Raw genomic sequence first — 11,053 nt, 5'->3', positions numbered from 1 at the left:
CCCCTCGCCCGCCCGCGCGTCGATCATGGAGTTGTGGTGGGCAGAAGGCGCCTTTTCGTAGCTTTTGTGGGGCACCACAATTGCATGATCGACGCGCGGGCGGGCGAGGGGTGGGGACTCCGGTCAGGCGGGGGCCAGGCGGACGCCGTCGCGGCCGTGCCGTTTGACCGCGTACAGGGCCTGGTCGGCGCGGCGCAGGGTGGCCTCGGGCGACTCGCCCGGGCGGGGGAGGGCCACCCCGACGCTGATCGTGCGGCCGATCCGCCTCGCCGCCTCGGCCAGGCGCTCGGCGATCCGTACCGCCTCCTCGGGGCGACCCACCTCGATCACGGCCACGAACTCGTCACCGCCGACCCGGTAGAGCTCGTCGCCGTGGCGCAGCGCCCCCTCCAGAGCGCGGGCCAGCCGGACGAGCACGCGGTCGCCGGCCTGGTGGCCGTACGTGTCGTTGACGGTCTTGAAGCCGTCCACGTCGATCGCCAGCAGGGCCGTGCGCCCCGGGGTGGCCACCGCGATCCGCCGGCCGAACGGGCCCGTGTGCCGCAGCCCGGTCAACGGGTCCGAGTTGGCCTGCTCGCGCAGGCGGGCGAGGGTGCGCAGCCGGTCCAGGCAGCTCCACGCCTGGCCGGCGAGCAGCTCCAACAGGTTGACCGTGGTCGGGTCGGGGCGCAGCAGCCGTTCGTCGGCCACCAGCAGCACCCCGCCGTCGTCGGGGCGGCCGACCGGCACCGCGACCAGGGTGCGTACCCCGGCCCGGGTCAGCGGCCGGTGGTCGGGGATGGGCGGGTGCCCGGCCTCGCCCAGCGTGTAGCCCACGCCGTGGCGGTGGGCGCGAGCGACCAACCGGTCCAGCGCGGCCGGGCCCGCCTCAGTCAGCTCCGCCCGGATCCGGGCCTCCAACTCGCCCGGGGTGGCGGGCGGCGTGCCCAGCCGGGGCCCCTCCGGGCCGGCGAGCACCAGCACCGCCGCGGAGAGGGTGGACACGTCCCGGGCCGCGGCGATCGCGGCGGCGAACAGGTCCCACTCCGTCGACGCGGAGGTCAGCGCGGCGGCGTGCCGGAGGAGCTTCTCGCTGCGGCTCTCCGCCGGTGGTCCGCCGAGCGCCACGATCCGGGCGCCGAGCCGGGCCGCCAGCCGCTCGGCGGTGTCGCGCCACGGGGCCAGGCCGGTCGGAGCGCACCACTGGAGGTCCAGCACCCCGATGGGCCGGCCCGCCGGGTCCAGCACCGGTACGCACACCTCGGCGGTGACGTCGGGGCGTACCGGGATGTAGTCGGGGTCCCCGGCGACGTCGGGCACGACGGCGGTCTCGCCGGAGGCGTACACCCGGCCCACGATCCCGGTCTTCGGCGGCACCGTGGAGAAGACCTGCCAGGACCCGGTGGCCGCGACGCAGCGGAGCCGGTCGTGGACGTGCAGCAGGACGGAGATGGTGGCCGGAGCGTGCCGGGCGAGCGCGCTGACGGTCCACTCGCACGCCTCGACGACGGTCGACGCCATGGGGAGGCGGACCGTGACGTCACGGATGACTCGCTCGTGATCCACTCGGCACGTCGTTCCAGGTAGGGAGGGCTGCGACCGGCGGGCGGGCCCGCGATCAAGCGTACTCAGCGGGGCCCCGGACCGCCGGTGACCAAGATCGCCCACCGCTTTCGTACACATGTGCCATCCACAGGCTGTGGACAGGGCCTGTGGGTTCGGCGGGCCGCGCGCCGGCGCTCGCGGCGATAGCGTGGGGGTCCCGGTCGAGTGGAGGCACGGATGCTCATCGCCCAGCTCAGTGATCCGCACGTGACCACCGGCGCGCTCGCGACCGATCCGGCCGCCGGCCTGCACCGCGCCCTGGGCCGGGTGCTGGCGCTGAACCCCCGGCCCGACTGCGTGGTGGTCACCGGCGACCTGGTCGACCGTGGCGGCCCCGACGAGTATGCGGCCCTGCGCGAGGTCATCGGCCGGTTCCCGCTGCCGGTGCACCTGGTCGCCGGCAACCACGACGACCGGGAGTCGCTGCTGGACGCGTTCGGCGGCACGCCGTGGCTCGGCGGCGGCTTCTCCGCGTACTACCACGTGGACCACCCCGGGGCGACGGTCGTGGTGCTGGACTCGTCGATGCCGGGTGGGGACGGCGCCGGCTGTCTCGGCGAGGACCAGCTCGGCTGGCTGGACGGGGTGCTGGCCGGTCGACCCGAGGTGCCGGCCGTGGTCTGCCTGCACCACCCGCCGGCACCGGTCGGCATCCCGTTCCTCGACGACATCCGGCTGACCGACGGCGACGGGCTGGCCGAGGTGGTCGCCCGGCACCCGCACGTCGTCCGGGTGGTCGCCGGGCACGTCCACCGCCCGGTCACGGTGAGCTTCGCGGGCACGGTGCTCACCACCGCGCCGAGCACCTGGCGGCAGAGTTCGCTCACCATGAGCGCGGAGGAGCAGTTCGGCTGGGTCACCGAGCCGACCGGCTTCCTGCTGCACCAGGTCACCGCGAGCGGATGCGCCACGCACCTGGTGCAGGCGAGCCACGCCGCCGGCATGACCTGCGGGTTCTGACCGCCGGGGGAACGGGCGGTCGCGGATGGACGAGGTCTGGTACGTCGCGTACGGGTCGAACCTGCACGCCGCCCGGCTCGGCTTCTACCTGGCCGGGGGCTGCCCGCCCGGCGGACGGCGGACCTATCCGGGCTGCCGGGACCCGCGACCCCCGAGACGTACCGTGCCGGTGTCGCTGCCCGGCGGCGTCTACTTCGCCGGTGAGTCCCGGGCGTGGACCGGCGGGATGGCGTTCTACGACCCGGCGCTCCCCGGCGAGGCGGCGGCCCGGGCCTACCTGCTCGACGTCGGGCAGTTCGCCGACGTGGCCGCCCAGGAGATGTACCGGGAGCCCGGCGCCGACGTCGGCCTGATCGCCGAGGCCGTGGCCACCGGGCGGGCCACCCTCGGCCCCGGCCGGTACGAGACCCTGCTCTGCCCCGGCCGGCTCGACGGGCTCCCGCTGCTGACCTTCACCGCCCCCTGGGCGGCGTCCGAGGTGCGGTGGCGGGCCCCGGCCCCGGCCTACCTCGCCATGATCGCCCGTGGCCTGCGTGAGTCGCACGGCTGGGACGCCGACCGGATCGTCCGCTACCTGCTGGCCCGGCCGGGGGTCGCCGACGCCTGGGACGCGGCGGCCGTCGCGGCACTGATCGCCGGGGACGGACCGGCGCACGACCGCCGGGACGGACCCGCGCACGACCGCCGGGGACGGACCCGCGCATGACCGCCGGCACGGATCCGCGCTCATCGCCGGGGCGAAACCGGCACGACGCGCCGGACCGACCGGCGCACCGGCCGGTTCCGGGCACCGAACGCCGGGCGGGACGGGACGCCCGGCGGCCGTCGTCCCACCGCCCGGTCACCCCGGCGGTCGGTCCGGCGACCGGCACACGTCCCGCCGGTCGGCAGTAGATCGACCGGGTGGCCGCATTTGCCCGCGGCGGCCGTTTCACCGTCCACAATCACCACCGGGCATCGATAACCTCGGCCGGCCGTGCACGGGCACGGCTCATCCGCCGGCTCCACGACCGGCCGTCTGTGTGGGGGAATCGCATGAGGAGAAGGCTGATCGGTCTCGCGGTGGCGCTCGCCGTCACGGTGGGCGTGTCGCTGACCGCCGCCGGCCCGGCCCAGGCCGCCACCCCGGCCATCCAGATCACCAAGGTCTACTACAACTCGCCGGGCGCCGACAACCGCTCGAACTCCAGCCTCAACGCCGAGTACGTCCGGCTGACCAACCGGCGCTCCACCACCCTCAACCTGAAGTACTGGACGTTGCGCGACCAGGCCAACCACGTCTACAAGTTCTCCGGCGACTTCCGACTGGCCGCGGGCGCCAGCGTCCTCGTGCACACCGGAAAGGGCACCAACAGCTCGACCCACCGCTACTGGGGCTCGGGCGCCTACATCTGGAACAACACCGGGGACAAGGCGTACCTGCGCAACTCGTCCGGCACCCTGATCGACTCCTGCTCGTGGGGAAGCCGCGGCAGCTACACGTACTGCTGAGGCGGGCGCCGGCCCCGGGCAGCCGGGGCCGGCGGCACTCGCGGCGTCCACCGACGGGAATCCGTGCTCATCCGATCATCCTTCCGGCGTACGCCATCCGTCCGGTCCTCTCTGGACGAGCCCGCCCGATTGCCGTGCCGATCGGACAACCGCCGCCGGGCATGTCGGAAACGCCCGTCCGGACCTCCCAGCCCGCGGGCGTATGCCCAGGTTCCGCAGGCCCGCCCCGGTCGACCGACGGCGTCCGACGATGAGAGGCTGTCTGCGACGCGGCGGCGTCCCCCACCGTCGCCACCGCGACCGAACCCTGCCGACGGCGCGGCCCGACCCGGGGTGGACCGTCACCCGGGTGCCCGCGCCGGCTTCCCACGAGGAGTTCCATGTCCATCCCCGGGATGCGCCGGGCCGCCATCGGCCTGACCGCGCTCGCCGTGACCGCCCTCGGCGCGGTCACGACCACCCCCGACCAGGCGGACGCCGGCCCGAAGCCGGTCGCCGTCAAGCTGCTCGCCCTCAACGACTTCCACGGCAACCTCGAACCGCCGACCGGCACCACCAACGGCACCATCGCCGGGCAGCCCGCCGGCGGGGCCGAATACCTCGCCACCCAGCTCGCCGAGCTGCGCAAGCGCGCCGCCAAGGAGCAGAACACCATCACCGTGGCGGCCGGCGACCTGATCGGCGCCTCCCCGCTGCTCTCCGCCGCGTTCCACGACGAGCCGACCATCGAGGCGCTCTCGCTGGCCGGGCTGGACTACGCCAGCGTCGGCAACCACGAGTTCGACGAGGGCGCCGACGAGCTGCTGCGCATCCAGAACGGCGGCTGCCACCCGGTCGACGGCTGCGCCGACGGCACCCCGTACGAGGGCGCCGGCTTCCAGTACCTCTCCGCGAACGCGTTCAGGACCGCGAGCGGCCAGCCGCTGCTGGCCCCGTACGCCATCCACAAGGTGCAGGGCGTCAAGGTCGGCTTCATCGGCATGACGCTGGAGGGCACCCCGCAGATCGTCAGCCCGCAGGGCGTCGCCGGCCTGACCTTCACCGACGAGGCGCAGACCGCCAACCGGTACGCCCGCGAGCTGCGCCGCCAGGGCGTCGAGACCATCGTCGTGCTGATGCACGAGGGCGGCACCCAGGACGCCACCGGCGGCATCAACGACTGCAAGGGCATCAGCGGCCCGGTCGTGGACATCGCCAACCGGATGGACCCGTCGATCGACGTGATCGTCAGCGGCCACACCCACCAGGCGTACAACTGCGACATCAACGGCAAGCTGGTCACCAGCGCCAGCTCCTTCGGCCGCCTGGTCACCGACATCGACCTCTCCATCGACCGGCGCACCGGCGACGTGATCAGCGCCAAGGCCGAGAACGTGGTGGTCACCCGCGACGTCGACCCGGACCGGGCGCAGACCGATCTGATCAACCGCTACAAGACCGTGCTCGGCCCGGTGGCCGGCCGCGAGGTCGGCCAGACCACCGAGGCGATCAGCAAGACCCAGGAGACCCTCTTCGGTACGGTCAAGGGCGAGTCCCCGCTGGGCAACCTGGTCGCCGACGCGCAGCTCGCCGCCACCGACGACGAGCAGGGGGCGGTAGCCGCCTTCATGAACCCCGGTGGCGTACGCGCCGACATCGACGCCGGCCCGGTCACCTACGAGGAGGCGTTCACGGTGCAGCCGTTCGCCAACAACCTCGTGACGCTCGACCTCACCGGCGCGCAGCTCTACTGCCTGCTGGAGCAGCAGTTCGTCACCGGCCGGACGCTCTACCCGTCGTCGACCGTGCGGTACGTCGTCGACCCGGCCGGCACCACCGGCACCGTCGCCGACGCCTGCGCCGGCACCCGGGTCGTCCGGGGCAGCCTCACCCTGGGCGGGGTGGCGGTCACCGCCGACGCCACGTACCGGGTCACGGTGAACAACTTCCTCTCCGGCGGCGGCGACGGCTTCACCGTCCTCACCGGCGGCACCAACGCGGTCACGGGCATGATCGACCTGGACGCGTTCGTGGCCTACCTGACCGCCGAGTCCCCGGTCTCGGCGCCGGCCCTGGACCGGATCCGCACCACCGCGGAGGTCCCCGCCGCCTGACGGCAGCGGTACGCACACCCGACGGGCCCCGGAGCATCGCTCCGGGGCCCGTTCTCCGTCCGTCCGGTGTCAGGCCTGCACGGGGGCCGGTTCGGTGGCCGGCGGGGTGGCCGGCGTGCGGCCGTCCTGGGCCGGCGTGAGCAGCCGGCGCAGGGAGAGCGCGATGAGCGAGGACACCAGGCAGCCGCTGACGACCGCCACGACCCAGATCCGGCCGTTGGCCGCACCGAGCAGCGGGCCCGCCGTGACCGGGCCGATCACCCCGCTGATGCCGAAGATCATCGAGCTCATGGCGTTGTACCGGCCGCGCAGCGCGTCCGTGGCGAGCGCGTTCGTCAGCGCCGGCATCACCGGCGACAGCAGGGTCTCGCCGAAGCCGAAGATCGCCGAGCAGGCCACGACGCAGAGGGCGGCGACCAGCGCGTTGCTCGGGCCGACCACGCCCCCGGCACCCAGCACCAGCCAGGCGATCGCGAAGACCGCGCCCACGACCGCCAGCCCGCCCGTCCGGCTGCGCCCCTCCATCCGCCGCAGGACCAGCAGCTGGGAGAGCACGATCATCACCGTGTTGCCGGCCAGCGCCCAGGCCACCACGCGCGGCGTCACCTCGGCCACCCGCACGGCGTACGCGGTGAAACCGACCTCGATCTGCGCGTATCCGCAGGTGGTCAGGACCAGGCCGAAGATGACGAGTCGCCGGAACGGGCGGTCGCGCAGCACGGTGAGGTAGCCGCCGGACGACGTCCGGTCCCCGGCCGGTCCGGTGGTGAGCCGGCGGCCCACGTGCGGCAGGGTCAGCAGGATCAGCGCGGGCATCAGGTAGCTGATCGCGTCGAGGACGTAGATCGCCTGGAAGGTGACCGCGCGGGTGGTGTCGACGATCGCGCCGGAGGTCAGGCCGCCGACGCCGATGCCGAGGTTGAGCAGGGCGAAGTTCAGCCCGAAGATCCGCTGCCGCTCGTCGGCGTCGGTGAGCGAGGCGAGGATCGTGTTCTGCCCGGGCCAGATGACGGAGCTGCCCATCGCGACCAGCGTCATCACCCCGAACGCCGAGGCGCTCGAGTCGACCAGCGCCAGCGACCCGGTGCCGACCGCCTCGATCACCAGGCCCGAGAGCAGGATCCGGCGCGCGCCGAACCGGTCGATGAGCGTGCCGCCGACCGGCGACAGCGCCAGGGTGACCACGCCGTACCAGCCGATCACCAGACCGGCCCGGGTGTCGGTGAGGCCCCGCACGTCGGTCAGGTAGATGAACAGGAACGGCAGGGTGAGGCCGCGCCCGATCGCCGACAGCAGCGTGCCGACGAGCATCCGCCGGGCTTCCGGACGGCGGGGCAGGGCGCGACTGAGCATCCCCCGATTCTGTGCGCTGGGTGTGACGCGGCGCGAGACCTTTTCGCTCGGAGTTTTCCGCGCAGCGTGTGCGCGGTGTCACACCCCGAAGCGCGTCTGCGGGCGTCATACCTCTCTGCGATCCTGGTCGGGATGACCACCACCTGGCGACACCTGCCCGCACCGGCCCGCGAGATCGCCACCGCCGCCACCGACGCGGTCGCCGCCGCGCGCGAGCGCGCCCCCGAGGCGTACGACGTCGCGGTGGCCCGGCTCGCCACGGCCGAGCGGTCCGGCCTGGTGCTCGGCGCGGTGGTCCGGCTGCTGCTGGAGGAGACCCACCCGGACGGCCTGGACGGCGACGACGTCCGTCAGGTGCTCGAGGGCTGTGTGCGCGGCGCCGCGCAGTGGCGGCCCGACGTCGACCCGCACGTGGTGCTCGTCCTGCTGGCGGGCGCCCTCGGCGTCTACGACCCGGACGGCGACGAGTCGCCGCCCGACCCGCCCGATGTGGCGCGGCACGCGCCGCTGCTCGTCGCCGACCTGCTCGCCGCCACCGGCCGGCCCCTCGACGGCTACCTGACCGCCGCGTTCACCGAGATCGCGCGCACCGAACGGCAGGACTGAGCGGCCGTGGCGGGCTCCTTACCCGACCGGGAGGTCCTGACATGACCAGCAAGTTCACCGAGCTCGCGATCGACTGCGCCGATCCCGTCGGGCTCGCCCGGTTCTGGTGCGCGGTCCTCCGCTACGAGGTGCAGGGCGAAGAGGACGGGCTCGTCACGATCGGCTCCCCTGTGGTGCCTGAGGGCAGGAACCACCCCGGCCCGGTGCCACCGACGTTGACGTTCGCGCGCGTGCCCGAGGGCAAGACCGTCAAGAACAGGCTCCACATCGACGTCAACCCGACCGACAGGGAGCAGGACGAGGAGGTCCGTCGCCTGCTCGACCTGGGTGCTCGACACGCCGACGTCGGCCAGGGCGAGGAGAGCTGGGTCGTGCTCGTCGACCCGGAGGGGAACGAGTTCTGCGTCCTCGCGGACCGCTGCCCCTGATCGCCGGAAACGAATCAAGGCCCCTCGCTGGAGGGGCCTTGACCTGCTCTTACCTCTGGTCGGGGTGGCCGGATCCGAACCGCCGACCTCCTCGTCACGAACGAATGATCATGGGACTTTCAGCAGCCGGTGGCCGGTGCTTCACCTCGGTAGATGGTCCGTCATCGTTCGCCGGGGTCCGCTGGTGTGTGGGCAGGTTGTCACTCAGTTGGTCACGCAGACAGGACGGCTTGGCTCACGCACCCGCTTCCGGAGGGATACGTCCCAGCCACCGCCACCCGTGTCACTGACCTGGGCTCATGCCCTGACGAGCAGTACTCGATCTGGGCCGCGTCCGGCGAGGTCCCGGCGGGCTGGCGACGCCGGCCGGACGGGCAGCCGACAGGAGTGCCTCGAACACATCGAGCGGGTCTGGACCGACATGCGCCCGCGCAGCCTGCGTCTATCGGGCCGGGAAGGAAGATCCCGCGCATCCGGCCCTTCGCTCCGGATCAGAACGCCGGGGAATCTCCTCACCGGTCACCGTGTCGACGAGGGTGATGGCCTCCACCGGGCAGAATCCGGCGGCCTCGCGGATCTCGGGGTTCGGCTCCATCACCTCGGCCAGCGGCCGAGAGACGCCGTCCACCACGGCGAAGTGCCCGGCCGCGACACTTTTGCACATGCTCGACCCGGTACACCGGTTCCGGTCCACGGCGACCCGCCAGCCGGCCTTTTCCCAGGACTCGTTCGAACGCACGATGACTTTCTCCCTCACCCCGACGACGGAAATGCTCGCGGCCGCCATTCGGCGATCCGGGTACGCATCGTCCAGCGGAAGGCGATCGGGCCGTCGTCCGCGGGATCGGCGCCCGTCTGGCGTACGAAATGCTCGTAGCCGGCGTGGTGCTCGATCTTCACCCTCTCGCCGGCAGCCACGGCTTTGAGCAGGCGACGTTCGGGCGGAAGGTCCGCCGGGCCGCCGCCCTCCAGGACAACATCCACGAGGTTGTCGTCTGCGAGATGACCCATCGCCATGCCCCTCCTCGACAGTTCTGGCGCGAATGACGTCCGGAAACAGGACCTCGACGCCCCGCCATTCGTCGGTAATCAATCGGGGGAACGGCCCCATCCCTGACGAACCCCTATCGGGAAAGCCGGTAACGGCCGCATTCGCCGATCCACGTTGCTTACCCGGTGGTTACCGGCTTGTTCCACGGCGGATCGTACGTTCGCCAGCGCGCCAACAGACGAAATCATCCCGCATCGCGTTCACCTGCGAACAGGAGTCAGCATGGCAACGTTGGGCCCCACCGTGTCGGCCGGCAAGGCCGACAGTCCGCCGTCGTTCCCGATGCGCCGCTCCGGGTGCCCCTTCAACCCGCCCCCGGAGTACGAGACGCTGCGCTCGACGGAACCGGTGTCCCGGGCCATGCTTCGCGACGGCAGCACCGTCTGGCTGGTCTCGCGGTACGCCGACGTCCAGGCCGCGCTCACCGACCCCCGGATCAGCAGCGACAGCACCATCCCGGGCATTCCCCTGGCCGGCGGTACCGGGGTGGACCCGCAAGGACGGCGCTCGTCGTTCGTCCGGATGGACCCGCCCGAGCACGACGTGTACCGCAAACTGCTGGTGCCCGACTTCACGATGCGCAAGATCCGCACCCTGCGCCCGCGGATCCAGCGGATGGTGGACGACGCGCTGGACGTCATGCGGGACAGTGGCCAGCCCGCCGACCTCGTGAAGCTGGTGGCGCTACGGGTGCCGTCGGTGCTCACCTGCGAACTTCTCGGCGTGCCGGAGTCCGAGCACCAATTCTTCCAGACCCGCGCGAATGTCCTGCTCGAGCGCGGCGTCCCGATGAACGAACTCCGGACCGCCGTGATGGAGATGCGCACCCACATGCTCGCCCTGTTGGACGAGAAACGCCGTAACCCGGGCGACGACATCCTCACCAAACTCGCGCACGCACCGGCCGAACTCGAGCTGGCGGATTCCGAGCTCGCCGGCGCGGCCCAGAGCGTGCTGAACGCATCGCACGAGTCGACCGCCAGCATGATCGCGCTCGGCACGCTGGTCCTGCTGGAACACCCCGATACGCTCGCCGAACTCAAAGCCGACCCGGCCCTGTGGCCCAAGGCTGTCGAGGAGTTGCTCCGCTACCTCAGCGTCGGCGATCTGGTTCTGCCCCGAATCGCCAAGGAGGACGTCGAGATCGCGGGACAACGGATCGCGGCCGGTGAGGGTCTGTATCTCCTCGCCGCCTCGGCCAACCACGACAAGGACTTCTTCGAGGACCCGGACACCTTCGACATTCATCGCTCGACGCGCGGGCACATGGCGTACGGCTACGGCATCCACCAGTGCATCGGCCAGAACATCGCCAATGCGGAGCTGGAGATCGTCTTCGAGACCCTGTTCCGCCGGTTCCCCGACCTGAGCTGCACCGTGCCGCTCGAGGAGCTGTCGTACAAACACGAGAGCGCTTTCTTCGGCGTTTACGAATTGCCGGTCACCTGGTGAACCGGTGAGGCGGGGGGGGGGGGGGGGGGGGGGGG

The 11,053-nt window shown here is 72.3% G+C and carries 11 protein-coding genes and 1 pseudogene; 8 read left to right on the top strand and 4 right to left on the bottom strand.

The window, feature by feature from the left end; all coding sequences use genetic code 11:
* Positions 1–123 precede the first annotated feature (123 nt).
* On the bottom strand, positions 124–1,545 hold the full coding sequence (locus tag ACSNN9_RS25550; protein ID WP_436675754.1) for a diguanylate cyclase: 1,422 nt from the start codon (positions 1,543–1,545) through the stop codon (positions 124–126).
* Between the two features lie 216 nt (positions 1,546–1,761).
* On the opposite strand from ACSNN9_RS25550, the gene ACSNN9_RS25545 reads away from it, so the two are divergent.
* From ACSNN9_RS25545 to ACSNN9_RS25530, 4 genes are all read left to right on the top strand, one after another.
* Complete coding sequence (locus tag ACSNN9_RS25545) at positions 1,762–2,544, top strand: phosphodiesterase (protein ID WP_436675753.1); 783 nt, start codon at positions 1,762–1,764, stop codon at positions 2,542–2,544.
* 25 nt (positions 2,545–2,569) lie between these two features.
* Complete coding sequence (locus tag ACSNN9_RS25540; RefSeq protein ID WP_436675752.1) at positions 2,570–3,250, top strand: histone deacetylase; 681 nt, start codon at positions 2,570–2,572, stop codon at positions 3,248–3,250.
* Between the two features lie 329 nt (positions 3,251–3,579).
* Entirely contained in the window at positions 3,580–4,035 is a 456-nt protein-coding gene (locus ACSNN9_RS25535; RefSeq protein ID WP_436675751.1) for a lamin tail domain-containing protein, read from the top strand.
* Between the two features lie 380 nt (positions 4,036–4,415).
* On the top strand, positions 4,416–6,128 hold the full coding sequence (locus ACSNN9_RS25530; protein WP_436675750.1) for a bifunctional metallophosphatase/5'-nucleotidase: 1,713 nt from the start codon (positions 4,416–4,418) through the stop codon (positions 6,126–6,128).
* Positions 6,129–6,197: 69 nt separating this feature from the next.
* Here ACSNN9_RS25530 and ACSNN9_RS25525 read toward each other — a convergent pair whose 3' ends face one another.
* Positions 6,198–7,481 carry an MFS transporter gene (locus ACSNN9_RS25525; protein WP_436675749.1) on the bottom strand — a complete coding sequence of 428 codons (1,284 nt, stop codon included), beginning with the start codon at positions 7,479–7,481 and terminating at the stop codon, positions 6,198–6,200.
* 132 nt (positions 7,482–7,613) lie between these two features.
* On the opposite strand from ACSNN9_RS25525, the gene ACSNN9_RS25520 reads away from it, so the two are divergent.
* The 3 genes and pseudogenes from ACSNN9_RS25520 to ACSNN9_RS25510 form a co-directional block, all read left to right on the top strand.
* The gene (locus ACSNN9_RS25520) at positions 7,614–8,087 is read left to right on the top strand and encodes a hypothetical protein (protein WP_358088626.1); all 474 of its coding nucleotides are present in this window, start codon (positions 7,614–7,616) and stop codon (positions 8,085–8,087) included.
* A gap of 41 nt (positions 8,088–8,128) precedes the next feature.
* A complete protein-coding gene (locus tag ACSNN9_RS25515) occupies positions 8,129–8,515 on the top strand; it encodes a VOC family protein (protein ID WP_436675748.1) in 387 nt (128 codons plus the stop codon).
* 291 nt (positions 8,516–8,806) lie between these two features.
* Positions 8,807–8,957, top strand: a pseudogene (locus ACSNN9_RS25510) (MbtH family protein); the annotation flags it as partial.
* Here ACSNN9_RS25510 and ACSNN9_RS25505 read toward each other — a convergent pair.
* Positions 8,958–9,302, bottom strand: coding sequence for a ferredoxin (locus ACSNN9_RS25505; RefSeq protein WP_436675755.1), 345 nt, complete (start codon positions 9,300–9,302; stop codon positions 8,958–8,960).
* The gene (locus tag ACSNN9_RS25500; protein ID WP_436675747.1) at positions 9,269–9,532 is read right to left on the bottom strand and encodes a DUF5988 family protein; all 264 of its coding nucleotides are present in this window, start codon (positions 9,530–9,532) and stop codon (positions 9,269–9,271) included. Before ACSNN9_RS25500 ends, ACSNN9_RS25505 begins: the two co-directional genes overlap by 34 nt.
* A 256-nt stretch (positions 9,533–9,788) precedes the next feature.
* Between ACSNN9_RS25500 and ACSNN9_RS25495 the strand changes: the two genes are divergently transcribed.
* Positions 9,789–11,018 (top strand): cytochrome P450, encoded by a 1,230-nt coding sequence (locus ACSNN9_RS25495; RefSeq protein WP_436675746.1) that lies wholly within the window; start codon positions 9,789–9,791, stop codon positions 11,016–11,018.
* Positions 11,019–11,053 lie beyond the last annotated feature (35 nt).

It is taken from the genome of Micromonospora sp. URMC 107 (assembly GCF_051386315.1).
Taxonomy (GTDB): domain Bacteria; phylum Actinomycetota; class Actinomycetes; order Mycobacteriales; family Micromonosporaceae; genus Micromonospora.
Note: the sequence above shows the minus strand (reverse complement) of the source record. Positions and strands in the feature narration are given on the sequence as shown.